The organism is Streptosporangium sandarakinum (assembly GCF_050942225.1).
Taxonomy (GTDB): domain Bacteria; phylum Actinomycetota; class Actinomycetes; order Streptosporangiales; family Streptosporangiaceae; genus Streptosporangium; species Streptosporangium nondiastaticum.
Genome location: NZ_CP192034.1, coordinates 4312586 through 4334368, shown reverse-complemented (window position 1 = coordinate 4334368; position 21783 = coordinate 4312586). Strand labels below are relative to the sequence as shown.

The following is a 21783-nucleotide window of genomic DNA, read 5'->3' as shown; positions in this document are numbered from 1 at the left end:
GCCGCCGACCCGTGGTCGACGACGACAAACGCGCCGCTATCCTGGCCCGCCGCCAGCGCGGCGAATCCATCCGCACCATCGCCGCCGGAGTCAACGTCTCCGTCGGCGTCGTCCACAAGACCCTCGCGGCCACCGAGGGCAAGCCCACTGACCAGCCCTCGGCTCTTTGAGGAGAGCGCCATGCCGCTGCCCCAGATCCCGCTCGACGACCCGCATGTCCTGGCCCTGGCCAGGGCTCGCCAGCGCCTCGCCCACGACCGGGCGCTCGCCCGACCTGGGAGGAGCTGACTGACAAGGAGAGGAGGGCTCTCTTCCCGATGCCCGGACACCACTCCGCGCCCGAACTCCAGCTGAATCCCAGGCATGCCTGCCTCCCACCCTCGGCCACCACGACGGCCTCGGCGCAGACGCCGACGAACGCAACACCCGCGAAGACAGCCCCGCCGATCGCCGCCGCTGACCCCAACGGCTTCTTGCGGCTCATGACACATTCGTTACCGGCAGGCCTTTCACCGTGGGATGTCCATCCCCACTGAGCGCGCCCAGCAGGCGCAGCCCGTCCTCGGTGGGGCTCCCGGGTGCCGCGGACAGCACCAGCAGCTCCATGCCCGATTCATCCGGCAGTGCAAAGTTCTCCTGGTGCAGTTCCAGCAGTCCGACCAGCGGGTGCCGGTACGCCTTGCGTCCATGTGTGCGGGAGCGCACGTCCGCGCGGGCCCAGAGGCGGCGGAAGCGCTTGCTACCCATCGCCAGCTCGCCGATAAGTGAGGCCAGGCGCGGGTCGTCGGGGTACTTCCCGGCCGCCAGACGCAGGTGCCCGACCACGTCTAGGGTGCATTTCTCCCAGTCGGCGTACAGGCCGCGCTCGGCCTCCTCAAGGAAGATGTGCCGGGCGGTGTTCAAGCCCGGCATCTCCCGGCCGTAGAGGAGCCCGGCGAGGCGGTTCCCCGCGACCACGTCCAGCCGGTGGTCCATGATCAGGGCGGGCGCGTCGATGACCAGGTCGAGTACGCGCAGCAGCTCCGGCCGCAGGCGCCCGCTGGGCAACTTCGCGCGGCGGCGGCGCTGCCGGGCCAGCCGGTACAGGTGCTCGCGTTCGGTCTCGTCGAGGCCGAGGGCGCGGGCGAGCGCGTCGAGGACCTGTTCGGAGGGCTGGGTGGCGCGGCCCTGCTCCAGGCGTACGTAGTAGTCGACGCTGACTCCGGACAGGTGCGCGACCTCTTCGCGGCGCAGCCCTTCGACGCGGCGGCGGCTGTCGGTGGGGATGCCGACGGCGGAAGGGTCGACCCGGGAACGCCGGGTGCGCAGAAAGCCCGCGAGATCGTCCATGCCCCCCAGTATGGCTCCGGTGACGCACGTGAAGGTGGTCCTGCTATTACCAGGAAGTCCCGTCCGATGGAAGAGGCGTCCCTGAACGACGAGGCCTCGGCGGCCGAGCATCTATGGCGACACACCTCGTTGAAGGGAACAGCCATGAAGACGCTCATTGTCTACGCCCACCCCGAGCCGCGTTCGCTGAACGGCTCTCTGAAGGACCTCGCCGTGTCCACTCTCGAAGCCGCCGGGCACGAGGTGAGGGTGAGCGACCTGTACGCGATGAACTGGAAGGCCGTGGTGGACGCGGCGGACTTCGGCGAGCACGCCACGAGCCCGCTGCAGGTGATACCGAGTTCGGCCAGGGCGTACGACGCCGGCGCGCTCACGCCCGACGTGGCGGCCGAGCAGGAGAAGCTGCTGTGGGCCGACACGGTGGTCTTCCAGTTCCCGATGTGGTGGTACACGATGCCGGCGATCCTCAAAGGCTGGGTGGACCGGGTGTTCTCCTTCCACTTCGCGTACGGCGTCGGAGTGCACGACGAGACCCGGTACGGCGAGCGTTTCGGTGAGGGGATGCTGCAGGGGCGGCGGGCGATCCTGTCGGTGACCGTCGGGGGCCCGGAGTCCCACTACACCGATCGCGGAATCAACGGCCCGATCGAGGATCTGCTGTTCCCGATCCACCACGGGATCCTGTACTACCCGGGCATGGAAGTGCTGCCGCCGTTCGTGCTGTACGGCACCGACAAGATGACACGCGGTGACTTCGAGGACGCCGCGAAGGCGTGGAAGGAGCGGCTGCTGTCGCTGGAGACAACCGAGCCGATCGCGTTCCGGCGCCAGAACTTCGGTGACTACGAGATCCCGTCACTGCGGTTGAAGGAGGGCCTGGAAGCGCCGGGCCGCAAGGGTTTCGGCCTGCACGTGCGGGATTAGCCGCCGGCGAGGGACAGGACGAGCGACCACCCGCATCAGAACGGCCAGTGACGATGACCCGAGCCCCGACGGCTCGCTAACGTCACTGGCCGTTCGGTTGCTGCTCAACCCCCGAATACCGGCCGAGCATGTTGATGTGATGGCGGACGAACGGGGAGAGTCGGGCCACGTCTTCGCCGCGGACATCGAACCCGTCCTCACGCAGCTGCGTGACGGCGGCGTCCATGTACCTCGTGTCGAAGAGCACGAGGGCGTTGAGGACCGGTCCGAGGGCGCCGATCTGGTCCTCCATGCCGTCCTGGTAGCTCTGGTAGAGCTGTCCGGCCCGGCCGTGGAAGATCTTCCGGGCGAGCGCGTGGCGGCCCTCTTGGAGGTTGGCCTGCACCTTGATCTGCCGCCGGTAGCCGGGCTCGTCGGCCAGGCGCAGGATGTGCGGGGTCTTGGCGATCCGCCTGTAGTGCGCGATCGCGTCGCCGAGCGGGGTGGGCCGTCCGTCCCGCGACAGCGATGCCTTGCCGTCCACGCCGTACCGGGACAGCTCGGCGAGCCGTCGCGGCGGGATCGCCGACATCGGCGCGAAAAGGCCCTCGCCCTGGCCGAGGAAGCACTGCCGCTGCTGGGCGAGAGCTCCATCAAGGCGCTGACGCTGGCCAACCTCAGCGCCGCGGAACTGGCGCTGGGAGACACAGAGGCCGCCCTGGCACACCTCACCCAAGCCGTGTCGATGGCCGCCAGGGTGGGTGACGCCCTCAGCGAGGCCGTCCTGCTCGCGCGCCTGGCCCCCCTTCAGGGGGGCGACCCACGCCCGATGCTGGACAGGGCCATGCAGCTCGCGGCAGGCAACCCGCGCATGTCCTCGCTGATCTCGCTGGCCGACCTTCACGCCTCGGTGAGAGCCGGTCGCCACGCTGACGCGCAGACGCTGTCGATACGGCTCCTCACCGACGCCCGCCGCTATGGCGACCGGGTGCTGGAACGAGTGGCACTGTGCCTGCGCGCCGACAGTCTCACCGCTCTGCGGCGCCCGGCCGAAGCGGCTGCCTGCCTGCGCCGCGCTCACGAGTTGGCCGTGATCCAGAACGTGCCGACGGAGGCCCGGCGGATATCCGCCCTCCTCCAGGCCCAGCGCCCACTCACGGCCGAGGGCCTGTCCGCGCACGAACCCCGGGATGTGAGCCTCACCTGACAGCAACGGGCTTTCGGCACCCAACGGAGACCCAACGCGAAGCCGACACGGCACGCCTACGGTACCTGCGTAAGAGGGGCCGCGCAGAGACGGCGCTCTGACGAACACCGTCCCCTCGCAGAGAGCTCTTCACATGCGCAAGTCGATGATTCTCGCCCAAGCGGTCCTGATCGCCGCCGCCGGTCTGACCGTCACTTCGTCACCGGCCACCGCCTGGCGGACGTCATCCGGCTGCAGTGCCCACGCCCGTCAAGGTCATGCCGCACTATCGTTGCGGCATGACCACCCCCGCGGCGGAAGTCGACATCGACGAAGACCTCGTTGACCGCCTGATCCGCGTGCAGCACCCGGATCTGGCTGGTCCGCTCACCCCCGTTGCCAACGGCTGGGACAACGTCATCCACCGCCTGGGGGAGGACCTGTCCGTACGGCTGCCGCGCCGCCAGGTCGCCGTCGACCTCATCGTCAACGAGCAACGCTGGCTGCCGGTGTTGGCCGGCTACGTCGAGGTCGCGCTGCCCGTACCCGTCAGAACCGGCGTGCCCGGCGAGGGCTACCCGTGGCCGTGGACGATCGCGCCCTGGTTCGAAGGCCGCACGGCCGCCGATGCGCGGCCGCCCGACCGCTCCGGCATCGCCGTCCCGTTGGCCGACTTCATGACGGGCCTCCACCGGCCCGCACCGCCTGACGCCCCGCGTAATCCCTTCCGCGGCGTCCCGCTCACCGCCCGCGACGAAGTGGTACGGCAACGCCTGCGGTCCATTCCCCGATCGGCCGAGCTCCTTCCCCTCTGGGAGAAACTGGTCGCCCTCCCGCCCTGGCAGGGGCCCGCGCTCTGGCTCCACGGCGACCCGCACCCGGGAAATCTCCTGCTCGACGGGGAAGGGCTGGCGGCTGTCCTGGACTTCGGCGACCTCACCAGCGGCGATCCCGCCACCGATCTTTCCGCCGCGTGGCTGGTGTTCGACGAGAACGCGCGCGAGGTCTTCCGATCACGCGTGGACGCCGACGAGGTGACCTGGGAGCGCGCCCGGGGCTGGGCCCTCGCCATGGGCACCGCTCTGGCCGCCCACTCGGCCGATGACCCCGGCATGGCGGCCATCGGCGATCACGTCCTCGACCAGGTGCTTCTCACCTAGAGGTGCAACGCAGCACGGGATGGTGGCGCGGCCCAGCCGCGGCGCTCAGCGATCCGGGCGCCCCTGGTGGACGGCCGATCAACTGTCAGCGCGGGTGAGCTGACGCTGGAGTTTCTGGCGCCGGTGACGCATGGGGGCATGTGTCCTTGCGTGCCTGGCGTGCCGGTCTTTGTCGAACCTCCAGAGGATGGGCGATGCTGCCGGGCGATGCTGCGCGGGCGAGGGTTCAGGCGCTGGTGGATGCCATTTCTCCCTGGGATGAGGAGGAAGCCGCGGATCAGGCCGCGATCGTGGAGTGGGTCGGCTCCGGCGCTCCGCTGTTTCGGACCGAAAAGCCCGCCACGCCGCCTCGTCACCCGCGACGGCGTCCGGGCGCCGTCCTCCCCCCGGGTCGAACCCGGAGTCGGCGAAGCCGCACGAGCCTTCTGAGGAGCACCGGCTCACGGAGCCGGGTGACCGTCCTGCAGAGAGGCCACCGTCCCGGCTTCCAGGGCGCTCAGGCACGCGATGACCCGCCGGGCCAGTCTCTCGGGCAGCAGCGCCGCCAGTTGATCCGGCGTCGCGAACACCCACCCGGCCAGTTCCTGCGGCGGCAACCTGATCGCGGCGATCTCCTCGCCGGTGAGCACGCCGCCGTCATAGATCAGGATCATCCCGTCCGGCCACCCGGGCCTGGGCGGCACCCAGTCCACCCCCAGCAGCCGCCCCACCGGCCGGTCGAGACCGAGCTCCTCGAGCACCTCCCGGCGGGCGGCGGTCCGGGGCGGCTCGTTGCCCTCGACCGCCCCGCCGGGCAGCTCGAACAGCGGCTTGTAGGTCGGGTCGACCAGCAGCACCTGCCCGGCGGCGTCGCGCAGCACAACCGTCGCGGCCATCCACTTGCGGGCCAGCGTCGCCGCATACGGATCCAGGGGCACCGCTGGGGACTCGTCCATGGTCATAGCCCTGACCGTAACCCGGCCAGGTCGCCCGCGGCCTGGGAAACGCACGTCCCGGCCAGGACGCCGGGCAGACGGGACCGCCCTTCGCGTCACGGGCTCGCGCCGGGGTTCGCCGGTGACTACCCCGTCGGCGTCCCGGGCAGGAAAGACGGAGCCCTGCCATGGTCGTCCGGCCTGTGGTCTCGGGTTGAGTCGGCCTGGGACGCGATATCGGGATTGCTCCCGACCCGTTTCCCCAGGTCGTTCGCCGAATCGGTCGAGCAGCTCCGACCGCGGCCCGCCACCTTCTGCGCCGAGGAGGCCGAATGGAAGTCGGCCCAGATCAGCCGGGGATAAGGGCCCGACGGGTCAACTTGCCGCCCGAGACGGGGCCAGGCGACGGAAGGCGGCATAGGCCAGCAGTACCAGCACGACCGCGTCGATCGTCAGCGTCACCAGCGACCTCAGCCCCAGCCCAGCGCTCAGTGTCGCGACCAGCCCGGCCGCCAGCAGCCCCATCGCCGCCAGCAGTCCCAGTCGCACCCCTAGGCTCGGCTGAGGTACCGGCTCGCTCAGCGGCCTGCGCCACAGCCACCGGCAGGCCCAGCCCAGCGCCGCAAGCGTGATCAGGGAACCCACCAGATGCACCCCCTCGTCCTCCAGCAGGATCGGGTCCCCGGCGGCCCCTAGCCACTCATCCAGGCGATCCCACACCAGATGGGTGGCGATCCCGGTGGCGGCGGCCACCGGCCACCACGCCCAGTGTGCTGCCCGCGGCCGGCCGCGACGCCCCAGCCGCCGGGCCAGCAGAGCGCGGGCCGGGGCGGCGCACACCGTGATCACTCCCGCCAGTGCCAGCGCCAGCACCATGTCGGCGGCCAGCCCGCTCGCCTGCACCCTGTGGGTGTATCCGGCATCCAGCAGCGGCCACCAGGGCCCGAGTGGGATCACATCGATGATCCCGTCGGGGACGAAGTAGGGAAGGTCGGGGGTCATCGCCCCGGCGGCCAGCGCCACCGGCGGCAGAACACGGCGCAACGGCACCGCGACAACGGGATGAATCAGGGTAAACGGCACAAAAAGGCATATTAACGACCACATCAATTGGGTGTGAGCCTAATACTCCAGCATCACTTTCCAGGGCCTCTCGCTGGATCGTTCGGGCGCGGCTGCGCAGCTCCTGCTCAGTGTCGGCGATGCTGAGCACGACGGCCGGCGACCACGCGATGGCTGTCGGCATCAGGCCGCCGGAGAGCCGAAGGCGGCCAACGACGTCACTGCCCGTTTGTTAGCACATGACCGGTAAGTGTCCGGTCGCTGACCTGGGAAAGCCCCGCGCCGGTGCCGCATGGTGGTGCAGTGCCAGCGCATACCCAGGAGGTTCATGTGAAGCAACGCGTCATCGGGTTCCTGTCTGATGTCGGCGCCGCCGATGAGGCTGTCTCGCTGTGCAAGGGATTGATGCTGACGATCTGCCCGCAGGCGCGGATCGTCGACATCACGCACCAGGTTCCCCCGTTCGACGTTCGGGAGGGCGCGCTGTGCCTCGCGAACGTCCCCGAGTTCTTCCCGGCCGGCGCGATCATCGCCGCCTATGTCTATCCGGAGACCGGTACCGGAACCCGCACCGTCGTGGTGCGAAACGAGAAGGATCAGCTGCTGGTCGCGCCGAACAACGGGCTGCTGACACTCGCTCTGCGGGATGTGCCCGCGGTGGCGGCCCACGAGGTCACCAACCCGGCCGCGATGGCTGAGACGGTCACCGCTACCTGGTACGGGCGGGACATCGTCGCCGCGTGTGCCGCTCGCCTCGCCGCCGGGTTCCCGCTGGGCGACGTCGGCCGGATGCTTCCGGTCGGCGACCTCGTGCGCCTGCCTTTCATCCAGCCGGTCGCCGAGGGCGGCGTGGTACGCGGCGAGATCGTGCGGATCGACAAGGCTTTCGGGAACGTGTGGACGAACATCCCCGCCGAGCTGCTGGGCAACATCGACAAGCTGGCCGGTCGCAAGGTGCGCGTGCGGACCGCGACGTTCGACGCGGAGTGGCCGTTCCTGTCGACGTTCGGCGAGGTCGAGCTCGGCTCGGAGCTGGTCTACCTGAACAGCCGCGGCTCGCTTGCCCTTGGCCTCAACCAGGGCAGCTTCTTCGGCCGCTGGGGCGTCTTGCCGGGTACGCCGCTGACCGTCGAAGTGGTGTAGGGAAACCCGCGGTGAAGGTCCACATCCTCGCGCCGACCGTGCTGAACCCGGCGGTCGGCAAGGGCGGGACGACACTGTACCGGTCCGTCGCCGTCGCCGCTGGGCGGCACGCGTCGACCACCGTCTACGAGATCGCGCCGCCTCCGCCCGCCGGGTCGCCCCGGTGGGCCGGTGGCGGGGTGTCCGTGGTGTCCTGTGACACCCCCGCGGAGGTACGTACAGAGCTGTGCCGGCGGGTGGGACCCAGGGACACGGTCCTGAAGTGGGCCGGGGCTCTCGGCGGCGGCGGGGAGGGCGACTGGGCGGCGGACCTGTGGGTCGGGGAGTTGGCATCCACAGTGGACGGAGTGCGTTGCTGGTATCTGGACGCGGACGCCCCGTTCCGGTTGCCGCTCCTGAATGGGCGCCACCATCTCGGTCCGGCGCTGCGCGCCTTCGATGGGGTACTGCTGTTCGCCGGCGGGCAGCGGGCGGTCGACGGCTATACGGCACTCGCTGGGCCCGGGGCCGTCGTGCGGCATGTGTCGCCGGCGATGTTCGCCGTGTCGCTAATGGACGTGCCCGTCCCGCCGCCGGTCGAGTCGGACCTGCTGGTGACCGTCGCGGCGGCCTCGGCGCGAGAGGACCGGGTGGCGGCCGCCGTGCGGAGCTGGCTCGCCACCGACCCCGCTCTGACGCTGACCCTGGTCGGGGATTGGCCGGAATCGAGCCCGCTCCCGAACGTCCGCACGCACGGGCTGATGGACCCGACCGAGCTGTTCCGCCGCTATCAGGCGAGCCGGTTCACGCTCAACACGCTGCGCGGCGAGTTCGCCGGCTGGACCGACACTGCGGCGGCCCGGATCTTCGAGGCAGCGCTGGCCGGATCGGTCCTGGTCACCGAGGCGTTCCCGGGACTCGACCGGTACCTGACGCCCCGTCAGGAGTGTGTGGTGGCTGAGCTTCCGGACGTACCGGCGGCGATCCACATGCCGGAGGCGCGCCGCACCGCCATGGCCGAACGGGCCAGGCGGCGCGTGGAGGAGGCCGCAGCGGAGGCGGAGAAGGAATTCATCGCCGTTATCCGGGCCACCCCACCGCGTCCCGGCCGCCAGGCGCCGTCGTTCCGCCCGGCCGATCCCGCGACGGTGACCGTGCTTCCGGGGGTCAGCGCCGCGTTCGTCGCGCGATTGCGGGAGCGGCTGCCCGCCGCCCGGTTCGTGCCGGCCGATGGCGAGGCGCTGGTCACTACGACTGCCGCGAAGAACCGTGTCGACGACGAGCTACGTGCGGTCGGCCGGATCGCCGACGTGGTTTACGTCGAGGTCACCGACCGGGTCTCGGCGCTCGGCACGCGGTGGATTCCCGGCCGGGACCGCACGCTCGACGACGACGACCGATGGCCCTGGATCAGTTAGACGCTCGGGTTAGGAGTACTGCGGATGCTTCGGCATGTGGTCATGTTTCGGTGGCGGGACGACGCCACCGACGAACGGATCGACGCCTTCCTCGGCGGACTGCGCGAGTTGCTCGCCGCCGACCCGTACGTGCGGGCGCACGCCTTCGGCGTGAACGGTGGCAAGGACCCGGACAACTACGACTTCGCTCTCGTCGCGGACTTCGACAGCTACGGCGACTACCTCGCATACGAGGCGACACCGGCGCACGATGCCTTCGTCGCGCGGTACGCGAGCCATGTCGTCGGGCAGCGGACGGCGGTGCAGCACCCGTTCCGGGAGCCGACGTGAGGCGCGTACCGCTCGTCGCGGCGGTCCTCGCGGCGCAGTTCCTCGGGCTGGTCGACGGGCTTATCGTCAGCATCGGCGTGCCCGCCATGTCGGCTGATGGCGTGCTCGACGCCGACGACGCGCACTGGGTGCTCAACGCCTATTCGGTCGCGTTCGCCGGGCTGCTGCCACTGGGCGGCAAGTCCGCCGACCTGTGGGGGCGCCGCCGCGTCTTTCTGACCGGCCAGGCGCTGCTGCTCGCCGGGTCGCTGCTGGGTGCATTGGTGACCACACCGGCGATGTTGCTCGGCGCCCGCGTCGTGCAGGCCGTCGGCGCCGGGATCAGCACCCCGGCCGGCATCGCGCAACTCGCAGACAGTTTCCCCCACTCGCGTGAGCGGTCCCGGGTGTTCGGCCTGCTGACCATGGGCGGCGGCGCCGGATGGGTCAGCGCCGGGCTGCTCGGCGGACTGCTCGTCGCGTACCTCGGCTGGCCATCCGTGTTCTGGGTCAACGTGCCGATCTGCCTGCTCGCCATCACGCTGGCGTTGCTCGCCTTCCCGCGCCGGCCCGCCGGCACGACCAGCGCGACGATGGACTGGAAGGGCGCGGTACTGCTGGTCGCGGCGCTCGCGCTGTTCGTACATACCGCTGGTCAGGTTGGGCGGACGGGGCCGCTGTCGCTACCGACGCTCGCCGGCGCCACCGTTGCCGCGCTGCTCGCCGTCGCGTTCGCGGTGGCCACCCGCCGGGCCCGCGAACCGTTGCTCCGCCTGGCGTTGCTGCGCCGCGGCGGGGTACCGGTCGCGGCTGTGCTCGGCCTCGCGCTGCCGGTGGGGTTCGTGTCCACGCAATTCCTCGGCAGCCTGTACCTGCAACAGGTACTCGGCCTCTCCGCCGACCACGCCGGTTACGTGTTCCTGGCGCTGGCCTCGATGCCGCTGCTCGCCACACCGCTGGTCAGCGCGAAGTTCCAGCGGTTCGGGTTCGCCCGTTCGGTCGGGGCCGGATTCGCGTTGGCCGCGGCAGGGCTCGGGATGATCGTAGCGGCGGTGCTCGCCGGCCCGCCGCTGCCACTGGTCATCGCGGGGTTCGTCTGCGTGGGCGTCGGCGTGACCATGGTCTACGTGCCGCTGACGGTCGCATCGGTCGCCGGGATCGACGAGGCCGACAACGGCTCGGCGACCTCGATTTTCTCCACGTCGCACCAGATCGGTGGCTCGATCGCGTTGGCAGTCCTGTCGTCGGTCGCGCTCGCCGCCGGCGGCCTGCACTCCGCGCGGGGCCTCGCCGCCGGATTCGCAACCGCGGGCGGGCTTCTCGCGCTGGCCGCACTCGGCGCGCTTCTTCTGTTGCGCCGGCTCGACACCACCCAGGAGGACCAGGAATGCCAGGAATCCACCACTACGGCCTGACGGTCGCGGACGTCGACCGGTCGGTGCGGTTCTACCGCGCGCTGTGGCCGGACGCCGAGGTGTCGCCGATCGAGCCGGGCGACGACCCGCGGCCCTCCCGCCTTGTCGCCGTGCCTGACGCGGGACTGCGTGGTGCCATGCTCACCACCCCCGGTGGAGTCGCGCTGGAGATCCTGAGATACGCCAGCGCCCAGGTCCGGCGGCTCGACACCCGCCCGTGCGACGTGCCCACCATGCACCTCGCGATCGCGGTGGACGACCTCGACGCCGCGGCCCGTGCGGCGGCCCAAGCCGGTGGGCGCGCCGTCGGTGCTCCAGTCGACTTCGAGACGGGCCGCTATCAATACTGCGCCGACCCGGACGGCCACTTCATCGAACTCATCGAGCCGGCTCAGGAGGATCAATGACGGACGTGTCGGCGGACATCGGCATCATCGGCGGCTCAGGCCTCTACGCGTTCTTCGACGGCGCGCCGGAGTACCCCGTGCGGACCCCGTACGGGCCCCCCAGCGAGGCGGTCACGGTAGGCCGGGTCGGAGGACGCACGGTCGCTTTCCTGCCGCGACACGGACGCGACCACCGGTACCCACCGCACCGCATCCCGTACCGGGCCAACATATGGGCCCTGCACGCGCTGGGCGTCCGCCAGATCATCGCCCCGTGCGCGGTCGGCGGGCTGCAGCCGCACCTGCGCGCCGGCAGCCTCGTCGTACCCGACCAGGTGGTGGACCGCACGACGGGCCGCGAGCAGACGTTCTACGACCGCGGCGCGGTGCACGTACCGTTCGCCGATCCGTACTGCCCGGTGGGGCGTTCGGCGGTCCTCAGGGCGGCCGGCGCCTCGGGCGGGTTCACCGGCGAGGCGGTCGTCGACGGCGGGACGATGGTGGTCATCGAGGGCGCCCGGTTCTCCAGCCGGGCGGAGTCGCAATGGTACGCCGAGCAGGGCTGGTCGCTCGTGAACATGACCGGGCTGCCGGAAGCCGCGCTCGCCCGCGAGAAGGCGCTCTGCTACACCGCCATCTCCCTGGTGACCGACCGCGACGCCGGGGTGCGGGGCGAGGCCGGGGTCAGCCAGGACGAGGTCTTCCGGGTCTTCGCCGAGAACATCACCCGGCTGCGGACCGTCCTGGCCGCCGCGGTCGAGGCGCTGCCGGTCGAGCGGAGCTGCCCGTGCGCGGACGCGCTGGACGGCATCAAGATGCCCGAGGAGGACAGGTGATGGCAGCGGACACCCTTGTCGTCGTACTGTGCCGACCGCCGGCCAGCAGCGAAAGCAAGACCCGGCTGGTCGCCGACGTCGGCGCCGCCGCGGCCCGCGACGCGTACGAACGCTGCCTGCGCCACGCCCTGCGCACGGCCGCCGCGGCCACCGCGCATGTGCGGGTGTCGGTCGCGGGCAGGCCGCTAGAGCTCGCCGACCTTACCGCCACCTGCGCGCCCGAGGCGGAGCTCGTTCGACAGCACGACGGGCCGTTCGCGCGGCGGCAGGCCGAGGAGATCCGCCGAGGCCTCGCCGACGGATACCGCCGGGTCGCGTTCATGGCCTCGGACCTGCCGACGGTACGTCCGGAAGAGATCGACTGGACTTTGTCGGCGCCCGACGGCCGGGTCCGGATCGCTCCCTCCCAGGACGGCGGCTACGCGATTCTCGGTACCGGCGTTGAGCTGCCTGAGCTGGTCTCGACGCCGATGAGCCGCGGCGACACCCGGCAGTTGCTCGTGACGGCTGTCCGCCACTCCGGCCGGCGCGTCGACGTGGCGCCGTTCGAGGTGGCGAACATCAACCACGGACCGGATCTGCGCTACCTGACGGGAATCGGAGGACGGGCATGATGAGCGGAAACGGCAACGCACTGCGGGTCGGGCTGGCCGGCTGCGGGCCGCGCGCGGTTGGGCACGCCCAAGCACTCGCGGCGTCGACGGCCTGCCGGCTGGCCGCCTGCGCCGACATCGACGCAGACCGTGGCGCCGAGTTCGGGCGACGGTTCGCTGTGCCGCACGTCTACCCCAGCGTCGCGGCGATGCTGCACGACCACCCTGTAGACCTCCTCGTGGTGGCGACGCCGGCGGCCGTACGGCGACCGGTGGTCGATGACGTCCTCACCGCCGGCACGCCCCCACGCGGCATCCTGGTCGAGAAGCCGATCGCGGTGCGTGCCGAGGAGGGGTACCGCATCCTCGACGACTGCCGGGAGGCCGGTGTGGCCCTCTTCGGCAACCACCAGCTGCGGTACTTCCCACCACTGCGCCGATTCCGGGACGAGATCGCCTCCGGGACCATCGGCCGGATACGGCTGATCCGTGCGGCCACGAAGTGGTCGATCCTGGAGCACGGCTCGCACCTGCTCGACCTCGTCGGGTTCCTGTTCGGCGACACGCTCGTCGCCGACCGCGTCCTGGCGCAGGCGGTCGGCTGGGCGGACGACGGCCGCCTGCCACCGGCGCCCCACCACACAGCCGGCATCGCCATCTTCCACGAAGGTCCCCGCCTGTACTTCGAATGCGGCCGCGACGCGCCGACCTGGCCGGGCAGCACGAACCCCTGGCACCAGGCCGGGATCGAGCTGATCGGCACCGACGGCACGGCGGGCTGGAGCCTCAACCGCGGCTGGTGGTGTGCCGGCAGCGCAGGCACCCGAGAAGAGCGCTATCAGCACGAGACTCACGACGACCCGGCCCAGGCGGCGCTCTTCGACAGCATCGCCGTGGCCTTGGGCGACCCGGCAGCCACGGCCGCCCACCCGGCGGGCGCGGTTCGCGCCGCCTGGTCGTTCCAGATCATCATGGCCGCCCTGCGCGCCGCCGCCGCCGGGACCTGGGTCGAGGCAGCCCAGCCGGTCGCCGACCACAACCTGAAGGCGCTTCCCGAGAGGGCCGTGGCTTGACCGCCCAACGGTGGCGCGCCATCGGCTGGGGCGCGGCCGCCTGCACAGCGGTGGCCTTGGCGTTGCTCGGCGCCGCCGGCACCCCCATGGCACGGTCGATGCCGGGTGCCGCAGAGCCGATCACCCGGCTCCTCGCGGCGGTCGCGGTGACGGTCGCCGTCTGCCGCCTCTGCGGCGCCCTGGCCACGCGCCTACGTCAACCGGCCGTGGTCGGCGAGATCGCAGGTGGCCTGCTGCTCGGTCCGTCGCTGCTCGGCCTGGCCTGGCCGGGCGTGAGCCACTGGCTCTTCGAGGAGGTCGCCGGCCGCGAGTTGGTGGCCCAACTAGGCCTCGTGATGTTCATGTTCTTCATCGGCCGGGAGCTTTCTCTCGGCGCGCACACATTGCCGCCCCGGGCCATATGCAAGGGGGCCGTCGGCTCGATCGGTCTGCCGGTTGCCGCCGGCATGGCCGTCGCCGTCCCGATATACCCGACGCTGGCCGGCCCGGCCGCCGGCCGTTTCGAGTTCGTGGTGTTCTTCGGCCTCGCCATCGCGATGACCGCGCTGCCCGTCCTCGCCCGCGTCCTGGCGGACACCGGAACGGCCGGCAGCATCCCGGGCCGGCTGGCCCTCACCTGCGCCGCAGTCGGCGATGGCCTGAGCTGGTCCGTGCTGACGCTGCTGCTGATGGTCTCGGCCTCCGGATCGGTACGGCAGCTGGCCATGACCGTGTCGCTGATCACCTGCACCGCGCTGCTGACCGTGCTCGGCGCCCGGCCGGCACTCCTCCGGCTCATCGAACGGCTTGCCCCGACGACGGGCATGCTGTCGACACTGCTGGTGGTGGGCGCTACCGGGTTCGCCGCGGTCACGCAGCTGATCGGCCTGCACGCGGCGATCGGCGCCTTCGTATTCGGTGCGATCCTGCCCCGGCAGGCACCCGCAGTCGACCGGGCCGCCGGCCGATTACACGACTTCACCGGCGCCGTACTGCTGCCGCTCTTCTTCGCCGGTGCCGGCCTGCACACCGACCTGCGCGCGGTGGGCGTGGATCCTGGTCGATTGTGGCTCTTCGGGGTGCTGCTCGTGGTGGCCGGCGCCCCGAAGCTCGCAGGTGGTGCTCTCTTCGCCCGCCGGGTCGGCCTGGCCCCACGCGACGCGCTGTGCTTCGGTGCCTTGATGAACTGCCGCGGTGTGACCGAGATCGTCATCGCCACGATCGGCCTCCAACACGGGTTGATCAATGAGGCGGGATTCACGATGCTGGTCCTGCTCGCGCTGCTGACGACCGCGACGACGGCACCGCTGGTCCGCCTGCTGTCAAAACCCGGCCGACTGGGGAACGGTCTGCGGAAGGCGCCCGCCACGGTCCGGCGGAGGCAATGAACACCACCGTTCGTGTCCTCGGGGGTCCAGCTCGCGCGGGGAGACCCGCTCGACGCACAAGACCCCTTGCACAAGACCCCTTCGACGACGTTGACATCGATTCGTGTCACATAGCCAGCGCTCTTCTTTCACGGCTCCATCGAAAACAGCCGTTTTCGATGGAGCGCCGGGTCTGATCCTGTGCTGGATTCGGGAGTGATCCGGCGCGCTGTGACCCCGCGATCGTCACCATGTCGTCCCTCACGACTGGGGCGGCGTGACACGTCGACCGGACACCGGCTTCGCGTCGTGGAACGCCCCTACACGCCGTACCTGCGGTGGGAGCTGCAGCTCCTCCGGTTACGGGCGAAGACCGGGCCGCGTTGCTTCCTTCCTTCCCCCACCGCCGCCCGGGGGTCCGGTAGCACGGCGGTGCCCGCCCCAGCGGGCCGGACCGACCACGACCGCGTCGGCTCGCGAGGAGGATCGGACCGGATTTTGGCGGTAGTCCGGCGGGGTTGACGGCGGGCTTGGCGCGGTTGGCGGGGATCTACGTTCGCGGGTCAGTAGTACTGGACCAGGCAGAATTCGTGCTCTTCGAGGTCGGCCATCACAACGACCACCCCTTCGTCGAAGTCGTGCCGCTCGCCGGTGAACCGACCTCCGAGGGCGATGACCTGGGCGATGCCCTGGTCGATGTCGTCGACCACGACGTCCAGGTGCAGGCGTGTCTTGCCGTGCTTCGGCTCGGTCACCGGCTGGAAGTTAAGGCGGGGCTGCGGGTCGCCGGGCTGGCCGAGGTAGACCCAGCCGGGTCGGGACGGCAGCCGCGGGCGGTCCAGCAGTGCGCTCCAGGGGATGTAGAGCGATTGACATAAGGCTCCTTACCAGGCAGTACGACCTGCGGAAACAGCGGAGATCGCGTTATCGCGCCCGACGTATCCCACCCTGTTCGAACCGAATCCCGCCGTCCTGAGTAACTCGGCGGCCCCTTTCCGCGGCATTCCGGCAGGACCCCCGAGACCCCACCCAGACGCAGCGCCCCGCCCTCAGGAGGGCGGGGCGCTTTTGTGCTGGGTAGAACCGTAGCTACATGGGGTTCCGTTAAGAACATGTCACCAGCCGTGAACCGCAACGTTGCTCCGAAACCAGCCGGCGGCACTCACCCAGGGCAGGACCCCTTCAGCCGCCGGCCCCTTCACCCGTCAGGCGGTCGTGAAGGAGATCCACACGTCCGGCGGGACGTCCGGCCGGTGCGGGACCGTCCGGCGTTCCTCCGTCCACGCCTCGCCGACGACCGTGGTAGCCACGCGCCTCCAGAACGCCACGGCCGCCGTGTTTGAGTCCTGGAAGGCGATCTTCCACGGGCCGGGATGCCGGGAGATCACCTCCTGCACAGCCGTCATCCCGATCCCGGACCGGCGCCTCCCGCGTACGACGAAGAAGCTGTTCAGCACCCGCTCCGGGCCGGACAGCGCGCGTACGAACGAGAACCCGACCGGGTGGTCGTCGCTGGTGAACAGGTAGGGCGCCCAGTCATCGTCCTGGAACGCGGCCTGCAGCCGGTCGCTGCGATAGGTGGCGTCGGGGGCGGGCAGCCCGCCCTGGAACTCCGACATGTCGTGGCGGAACATGAGCCAGAGTCGTTCGACGGTGGAGAAGTCTGCGGCGCTCGCGGGCCGCACGCTTACCTTGAAAGTGGTCATACAAGCACTTTCCGGCCGAAATCAACATTCAGCCGGAAAGGTAATGATACCAAACGTTGATCACCACCGACCACGTGGTCTTATCCACCGCGCCCGTCACGAGCGGCTCAGCCATGGCCTGGAACTTCTTCGCCCGGTCGCCGGGCGGTGGACCCACCCAGACGCCGCCTTCCGTGACACCTTCACTCTCGTATCCGCCGGACGCACCTGAGCCTGGCTGACACGGCTCCGTTGGTCCTCGCGTTCCGGACTCGGCACGACGTACTCGGTGGGCTCGGGCACCACCGGCCGGATCTCGATGTCACCCTCGCGAACGCCTGGTCACACGGCTACGGCACCTGGCCCTCTCACCACGCTGGAGATCGCCGAGCAGTTCCCGGCGCTGGGCATCTCGCTCGGCGACCAGCGGCCGCACGTGCGCGGCTGAGCGGCCCCACCGGTCGGACTTTCGGAACTTCAACGTGTCGCCGGGGCGCAGTGCGGCCCATGCCCGGGGCCGGCTCTTACATCAAACGCCCTTCAGCACCCGATCAAGTGCCGCGCGGCCTGCAGGTCCCCAGTGCGGCTTGCCGCCGGGAAGGCCCCGCTCTCCGTTCTGTCCCATGAGCATCAGGAAGAGGCACTTCATGGCGGCCAGCCCACGGGCGCGCCGGATCGCCGCCTCGTCCGCGTGCGCGTACGCGTCGAAGAACCGCACGGCCGTGCCCGCGGGGAGCAGCACCCATGCGGCGCCGAGGTCCCACGCCGGGTCGCCGGCGAACAGGGCACCGAAGTCGATCACGCCTGAGAGCGTTCCGTCCGAGACGACGACGTTGGCGGGATGGAGGTCGCCGTGCACCCACACCGGCGGGCCCTCCCACTCGGGGGCCGCGACGGCATCGGCCCAGACGGCCCGGACGGCGCCGGCATCGCCGACGGTGGCGGGGTCAATGGCCTGCAAGAACCGTTCGAAGCCGCCCGTGCACCTCTTGGGGTGAGCGCCGAGGTCCGAACTGGCCGGGGCCTCGGCGGGTGCCTCCACATGGAGCGCCTGGAGGAAACCCGCCAGCGTGTCGGCCGCGTGGGCGCCGCGGCTGATCGAGCCGTGATCCAGCGGCTCGCCGGGAACCCACGTCATCACGGTCCAGTGCTTGGGGAAGCGCTCGGACGGTTCGCCGAACCGCACCGGGGTCGGCACCGGGAGCGGCAGGCGCGGGGCCAGCACGGGTAGCCACCGCCGCTCCTTGAGCTGGAGCTCCGGGGTGGGGTCCATACGCTGCATGCGCACGGCCAACTCGTCCCCGAGGCGCCACATGTGGTTGCCCCAGCCGCCCGCCACCTCACCGATGGCCAGCCCTGCAAGGTCTGGATGTTGCTCCTGCAGCAGATCGCGGACCAGGTCTGCAGTGATCTCAATCTCGGTGCCGGTCATGCGACGTCACAGTAGTGAGGCGGCAGGCGGAGCGGCTCTCGCCCTTTGGGACATCCACCGAAGCCGCGCATCTCATGGACGAGCTCCGGCGTGACCTCGCCGTTCAGCAGGCGGCACGCGAGGAACTCCTCGTACGGGCCGAGAAGCAGCAGCGTCTCCTCGCCATCGATGCGGAGCAGGCTGAGAAGATCCGGCGGATCCTCGCCGGCGAGACCACAGCGATGATCCGCGCCGAGCGCCGTCAGCAGTGGATGTTCCTCACCCTCGGCGCCTTCGTGTCGATCCCCATCGGCGTCGCCATCAACCTGCTCGTTCCGGGGCCCGTCTACCCGGCGCCCGGCGGCCGCGCCCCGGGCCGGCCCCGCGGTCGGCGCCGCTTCCGCTTGCCGACATCGACGCGGAGCATCCCGGCGAGGCCGGCGGTACCCACGGCCCCGGCCCGTCGCGCCCACCAGCCGGGCACACCAGCCATGCTACGCCTTCGCATCAGGGCAGGCCGGAGGTGCATCCGTTGGATGTTCCGCGATCATTACCGGGGCCCCTTCTTGGCAAGGAAGGGGCGACCGTGATGCTCGGGCTGGCCCCGTTCCGGGGGCGGACGAGGCGGCGCGCCGACCGCACCCGAAACGGGCGCAGGCGTTCTGCCGCTTACGCGACGCGCTGGCAGGCACGCGCGACGACGCCCTCGGGCAGACCCGCATCGCCCCCGGCGGCACAGCGGAACGTCCACCGCGGCTTCTCGCGGGCGATCACCGGGGACTCGCCCAGGAACTCGCCCTCCTCGGTCGCGCCGAGGAGCCCAGGAGGAAGGCCAATTCCCCGGCCAGTGGCTGCCGCCTCATGAGCAGGCCCGCTGCCGGTATGTCGCCGAGTGGACCGCGGTCAAAGTCCGCTGGGCCCTCAGCGTCGATGCCACGGAAAAGGACGCCCTGACCACGCTGGCCCAGGACTACCCCAACGCGCCACTGGTTCTTGGGGTGCCACCGGAATGCGGCAGAAACGGGCCGCGCCGGGCCCGAGATCAGACAGAACCTCACCTCTGCGCAGCCTCCGGGATCGCATCGCCGCAGGTCACCACCCTCGCGTCGGCTCCCGGGCCATTCCGGTCCCGCGCACCGCACGGCGACCCACCGCTGAAACCGCTGTTCTCAGTCTCGCCTCCCAGCCTGCGCTCCTTCAGTTCGATGATGTCTCCGATCTTTCGTCCTCGCTTGGCAAGCCAGATCAGGCAGCGACGGCACGTCACCGGCTTGGTGGTTCGCGTGAGGTTCGTTTCAACGGGGCACACGGCTTTCCATGGGGCCAGGCCCGGCTGGGTGGATCTGGTGTCGAGGGGCGCGGCATGCACCGTGCCCGTATAGGTGCTCGCCGCGACGAGTCGACCCTTGCGGTCGGTGTTCGGCATCGTCTCCTCTGTCGCTGTTGTGCCGGGCAAGCTTGCCGACCGGCGTGACCGCACGGCCCGGAAAGCCCTTCGCCGCGTGACGATCGTCAGCAGATGCCCGCAGCCACGCGAATATGGCTCGCACCTGGAGTGAGCTGACGGCACTGCTCGGCGAAACCCGGCGCGGACGTCACGCCTGGACGCCGGTGCGCGTGCTGGTCCACCGCGAGGTTCCATATGAGCCGGGCGTGCCCGCGATGCTTCAACAGCGCCGCCTCCTGGGCAGGCGAGGGCTGAAGCCGCACACGGGACATGCCGATCAACCTGCCGACCCCCACCGGCACAACCGGGGGACCACCATGCCGGGCCGTGCCGCGTTTCCTCCCCGCCCTGGAAGACGGGGCGTCCACGCTCCAGGTGAGCGGTGAAACGCCCCGCACGGGTCCGCGGCGTCCTCATCACCCCATCCGGGCGCCTGCTGACCATCAAACGCATCCGCTGCAGCCCGTTCAACGGGGTCGAGGAGAACGTGCTGCGCTGCCCCGTCGGCGCGGCGGACGTGATGCGACATCGGTTCGACCACCTGCAGGAGGTGGCGAGCCACCCCTGGCCTACCGCCCTGTTCAGCGGCGGCGCGGGCTCGACGAACAAGCCGTCGATACCGGCGCACAGCGCCAGGGGCGCCGGAGCCGTCCACACCACTGCTGCCGTCATCGATCAGCAGCCACCGCGGCGGCACATCCTGCTCCCAGGTCCACCCCTGATCCACCCGGCCTCCGGTCCCAGATGACGCCGTCACCGGTCGCGACCCTACCGCCCTGCCGCGGAGAACTGGTGACCCAGATCACACTCGTTCGCTGTCAGGGATCGCGCGGCTGCCCGGTTCAGGAGGTGAACGCAACCGGATAGGAGCCAGCCATGAAGCACCGCATCGTCGTCCTGGGAGCCGGATACGCCGGAGCCAACGCCGCCGGCCGCCTCGCCAGGCGGCTGCACCGCGATGACGTCGAGATCACCCTGGTCAACGGCGATGCGGAGTTCGTCGAGCGGGTACGCCTGCACCAGCTCGCCGGCGGACAGGACCTGAAGCCCCGCCCGCTGCGCGACCTCTACGCGGGCACCGGCGTACAGGTCCGGACCGCACGGGTCACCGCCGTCGACGTGGAGGCCAAGACCGTCGATCTCGGCGATGAGACCCTCGCCTACGACACCCTCGTGTACGCCCTGGGCAGCGTCATCGCCGATCACGGCGTCCCCGGCGCCGCCGAGCACACCCACAACGTGGCCGGCAAGCAGGCCGCCCTCCGGCTGCGGGCGCGCCTGAGCAGGCTGACGCCCGGCGCGACCGTGCTGGTCGTGGGCGGCGGCCTGACCGGCATCGAGGCGGCCACCGAGATCGCCGAGGCCCACCCCGGCCTCAAGGTCGCGATCGCCGCCCGCGGCCGCGTCGGCGACTGGCTCAGCGACAAGGCCCAGCGCCACCTGCGCGGCGCCCTGGACCGGCTCGGCATCACCGTCCACGACCACGCCGCCATCACCCGCGTCGACGCCGACGGTGCGCTCACCGGCACGGGCGCGAAGATCCCCGCCCAGGTGACCGTGTGGACCGCGGGGTTCACCGTGCACCCGATCGCGGCCGCCACCACCCTCCAGGTGTCCGACACAGGGCGGATCATCGTCGACGCCGGCATGCGCTCGGTCTCCCACCCCGACGTGTACGCCGTCGGCGACGCCGCGCTCGCCCAGGGAGCGGGCGGCAGGCCGCTGCGGATGTCGTGCGCCTCGGCCAACCCGATGGCGTGGCTGGCGGCCGACGTCATCGCCGCGCGCCTGACCGGCCGCACCGTTCCCCAGACCACGATCGGCTACTCCGTGCAGTGCATCAGCCTCGGACGCCGCGACGGGATCATCCAGCGCGTGACCCCCGACGACCAGGTCACCTCCACCGTCATCACGGGCCGCACCGCCGCCCGCCTCAAGGAGATGATCTGCGCCAGCGCGGCCTGGAGCGTCTCCCACCCGACCATGATGATGCCGAGCCGCCGCCGCCACCTCACCGCCACCGACACGGCGGCGACCCGGCTCCCCACCCGGGCATGACGAAGAACGCCACCGACACGGAACCGCCGGGCGAGCGTGACCACCCGCTCGCCCGCCGAGCACGAGCGAACCACCCGGGCCACCCCTGCCGCTGATGCCGCTGCGCTACGGCGGATCCGTTCACCGCTGG

27 protein-coding genes are annotated in these 21783 nt (G+C 70.8%); 18 read left to right on the top strand and 9 right to left on the bottom strand.

The features are described 5' to 3' along the window. The first annotated feature begins 11 nt into the window (after positions 1 to 11). Positions 12 to 170: a hypothetical protein gene (locus ACQP10_RS20310; protein WP_346021176.1), complete on the top strand. Its 159-nt coding sequence runs from the start codon at positions 12 to 14 to the stop codon at positions 168 to 170. A 310-nt stretch (positions 171 to 480) separates the two neighbouring features. On the opposite strand, the gene ACQP10_RS20305 is transcribed toward ACQP10_RS20310, so the two are convergent. After that, positions 481 to 1329, bottom strand: coding sequence for a helix-turn-helix transcriptional regulator (locus tag ACQP10_RS20305; protein ID WP_346021177.1), 849 nt, complete (start codon positions 1327 to 1329; stop codon positions 481 to 483). A gap of 144 nt (positions 1330 to 1473) precedes the next feature. Between ACQP10_RS20305 and ACQP10_RS20300 the strand changes: the two genes are divergently transcribed. Then, positions 1474 to 2253, top strand: coding sequence for an NAD(P)H-dependent oxidoreductase (locus ACQP10_RS20300; RefSeq protein WP_433539485.1), 780 nt, complete (start codon positions 1474 to 1476; stop codon positions 2251 to 2253). Between the two features lie 82 nt (positions 2254 to 2335). Here the strand turns inward: ACQP10_RS20300 and ACQP10_RS20295 are convergent, their stop codons facing one another. Next, positions 2336 to 2959 (bottom strand): Tn3 family transposase, encoded by a 624-nt coding sequence (locus ACQP10_RS20295; protein ID WP_433541927.1) that lies wholly within the window; start codon positions 2957 to 2959, stop codon positions 2336 to 2338. 18 nt (positions 2960 to 2977) lie between these two features. On the opposite strand from ACQP10_RS20295, the gene ACQP10_RS20290 reads away from it, so the two are divergent. Together ACQP10_RS20290 and ACQP10_RS20285 are read left to right on the top strand one after the other, a co-directional pair. Continuing rightward, positions 2978 to 3439: a hypothetical protein gene (locus tag ACQP10_RS20290; protein ID WP_433539484.1), complete on the top strand. Its 462-nt coding sequence runs from the start codon at positions 2978 to 2980 to the stop codon at positions 3437 to 3439. 278 nt (positions 3440 to 3717) lie between these two features. After that, on the top strand, positions 3718 to 4578 hold the full coding sequence (locus ACQP10_RS20285; RefSeq protein WP_433539483.1) for an aminoglycoside phosphotransferase family protein: 861 nt from the start codon (positions 3718 to 3720) through the stop codon (positions 4576 to 4578). 440 nt (positions 4579 to 5018) lie between these two features. Here the strand turns inward: ACQP10_RS20285 and ACQP10_RS20280 are convergent, their stop codons facing one another. Together ACQP10_RS20280 and ACQP10_RS20275 are read right to left on the bottom strand one after the other, a co-directional pair. Next, complete coding sequence (locus tag ACQP10_RS20280) at positions 5019 to 5519, bottom strand: NUDIX domain-containing protein (protein WP_433539482.1); 501 nt, start codon at positions 5517 to 5519, stop codon at positions 5019 to 5021. 348 nt (positions 5520 to 5867) lie between these two features. Then, positions 5868 to 6599 (bottom strand): DUF4184 family protein, encoded by a 732-nt coding sequence (locus ACQP10_RS20275; protein ID WP_433541926.1) that lies wholly within the window; start codon positions 6597 to 6599, stop codon positions 5868 to 5870. A 285-nt stretch (positions 6600 to 6884) separates the two neighbouring features. Between ACQP10_RS20275 and ACQP10_RS20270 the strand changes: the two genes are divergently transcribed. From ACQP10_RS20270 to ACQP10_RS20225, 10 genes are all read left to right on the top strand, one after another. Beyond that, entirely contained in the window at positions 6885 to 7697 is an 813-nt protein-coding gene (locus tag ACQP10_RS20270; RefSeq protein ID WP_433539481.1) for an SAM hydrolase/SAM-dependent halogenase family protein, read from the top strand. An 11-nt stretch (positions 7698 to 7708) separates the two neighbouring features. After that, entirely contained in the window at positions 7709 to 9094 is a 1386-nt protein-coding gene (locus ACQP10_RS20265) for a glycosyltransferase family protein (protein WP_399501665.1), read from the top strand. Between the two features lie 24 nt (positions 9095 to 9118). After that, the gene (locus tag ACQP10_RS20260) at positions 9119 to 9424 is read left to right on the top strand and encodes a Dabb family protein (protein ID WP_346021184.1); all 306 of its coding nucleotides are present in this window, start codon (positions 9119 to 9121) and stop codon (positions 9422 to 9424) included. After that, positions 9421 to 10818 (top strand): MFS transporter, encoded by a 1398-nt coding sequence (locus tag ACQP10_RS20255; protein WP_433539480.1) that lies wholly within the window; start codon positions 9421 to 9423, stop codon positions 10816 to 10818. Before ACQP10_RS20260 ends, ACQP10_RS20255 begins: the two co-directional genes overlap by 4 nt. Then, positions 10791 to 11225, top strand: coding sequence for a VOC family protein (locus ACQP10_RS20250; RefSeq protein ID WP_346021186.1), 435 nt, complete (start codon positions 10791 to 10793; stop codon positions 11223 to 11225). Before ACQP10_RS20255 ends, ACQP10_RS20250 begins: the two co-directional genes overlap by 28 nt. After that, on the top strand, positions 11222 to 12040 hold the full coding sequence (locus ACQP10_RS20245) for an S-methyl-5'-thioadenosine phosphorylase (RefSeq protein WP_399501662.1): 819 nt from the start codon (positions 11222 to 11224) through the stop codon (positions 12038 to 12040). The genes ACQP10_RS20250 and ACQP10_RS20245 overlap by 4 nt, the downstream gene beginning before the upstream one ends. Then, positions 12040 to 12654: a DUF2064 domain-containing protein gene (locus ACQP10_RS20240; RefSeq protein ID WP_399501661.1), complete on the top strand. Its 615-nt coding sequence runs from the start codon at positions 12040 to 12042 to the stop codon at positions 12652 to 12654. The genes ACQP10_RS20245 and ACQP10_RS20240 overlap by 1 nt, the downstream gene beginning before the upstream one ends. Beyond that, positions 12651 to 13706 carry a Gfo/Idh/MocA family protein gene (locus ACQP10_RS20235; RefSeq protein WP_433539479.1) on the top strand — a complete coding sequence of 352 codons (1056 nt, stop codon included), beginning with the start codon at positions 12651 to 12653 and terminating at the stop codon, positions 13704 to 13706. The genes ACQP10_RS20240 and ACQP10_RS20235 overlap by 4 nt, the downstream gene beginning before the upstream one ends. Next, positions 13703 to 15073 carry a cation:proton antiporter gene (locus ACQP10_RS20230; protein ID WP_433539478.1) on the top strand — a complete coding sequence of 457 codons (1371 nt, stop codon included), beginning with the start codon at positions 13703 to 13705 and terminating at the stop codon, positions 15071 to 15073. Before ACQP10_RS20235 ends, ACQP10_RS20230 begins: the two co-directional genes overlap by 4 nt. Positions 15074 to 15253: 180 nt before the next feature. Next, the gene (locus tag ACQP10_RS20225; RefSeq protein ID WP_433539477.1) at positions 15254 to 15574 is read left to right on the top strand and encodes a DUF6879 family protein; all 321 of its coding nucleotides are present in this window, start codon (positions 15254 to 15256) and stop codon (positions 15572 to 15574) included. Between the two features lie 41 nt (positions 15575 to 15615). Here the strand turns inward: ACQP10_RS20225 and ACQP10_RS20220 are convergent, their stop codons facing one another. After that, the gene (locus ACQP10_RS20220; RefSeq protein WP_399501682.1) at positions 15616 to 15894 is read right to left on the bottom strand and encodes a VOC family protein; all 279 of its coding nucleotides are present in this window, start codon (positions 15892 to 15894) and stop codon (positions 15616 to 15618) included. Positions 15895 to 16257: 363 nt separating this feature from the next. Next, positions 16258 to 16758, bottom strand: coding sequence for a GNAT family N-acetyltransferase (locus ACQP10_RS20215; RefSeq protein WP_346021191.1), 501 nt, complete (start codon positions 16756 to 16758; stop codon positions 16258 to 16260). Between the two features lie 298 nt (positions 16759 to 17056). Between ACQP10_RS20215 and ACQP10_RS20210 the strand changes: the two genes are divergently transcribed. Then, the gene (locus tag ACQP10_RS20210; RefSeq protein WP_346021192.1) at positions 17057 to 17185 is read left to right on the top strand and encodes a hypothetical protein; all 129 of its coding nucleotides are present in this window, start codon (positions 17057 to 17059) and stop codon (positions 17183 to 17185) included. A gap of 81 nt (positions 17186 to 17266) precedes the next feature. On the opposite strand, the gene ACQP10_RS20205 is transcribed toward ACQP10_RS20210, so the two are convergent. Then, positions 17267 to 18169, bottom strand: coding sequence for an aminoglycoside phosphotransferase family protein (locus tag ACQP10_RS20205; RefSeq protein ID WP_433539476.1), 903 nt, complete (start codon positions 18167 to 18169; stop codon positions 17267 to 17269). Positions 18170 to 18243: 74 nt separating this feature from the next. On the opposite strand from ACQP10_RS20205, the gene ACQP10_RS20200 reads away from it, so the two are divergent. Next, positions 18244 to 18738 (top strand): hypothetical protein, encoded by a 495-nt coding sequence (locus ACQP10_RS20200; RefSeq protein ID WP_433539475.1) that lies wholly within the window; start codon positions 18244 to 18246, stop codon positions 18736 to 18738. Between the two features lie 464 nt (positions 18739 to 19202). On the opposite strand, the gene ACQP10_RS20195 is transcribed toward ACQP10_RS20200, so the two are convergent. Further along, entirely contained in the window at positions 19203 to 19574 is a 372-nt protein-coding gene (locus tag ACQP10_RS20195) for a hypothetical protein (RefSeq protein ID WP_433539474.1), read from the bottom strand. An 86-nt stretch (positions 19575 to 19660) separates the two neighbouring features. After that, complete coding sequence (locus ACQP10_RS20190; RefSeq protein WP_399501657.1) at positions 19661 to 19867, bottom strand: helix-turn-helix domain-containing protein; 207 nt, start codon at positions 19865 to 19867, stop codon at positions 19661 to 19663. A gap of 110 nt (positions 19868 to 19977) precedes the next feature. On the opposite strand from ACQP10_RS20190, the gene ACQP10_RS20185 reads away from it, so the two are divergent. After that, a complete protein-coding gene (locus ACQP10_RS20185; RefSeq protein ID WP_346021196.1) occupies positions 19978 to 20343 on the top strand; it encodes a hypothetical protein in 366 nt (121 codons plus the stop codon). Positions 20344 to 20471: 128 nt separating this feature from the next. Beyond that, positions 20472 to 21653 (top strand): NAD(P)/FAD-dependent oxidoreductase, encoded by a 1182-nt coding sequence (locus ACQP10_RS20180; protein ID WP_433539473.1) that lies wholly within the window; start codon positions 20472 to 20474, stop codon positions 21651 to 21653. Positions 21654 to 21783: the final 130 nt, after the last annotated feature.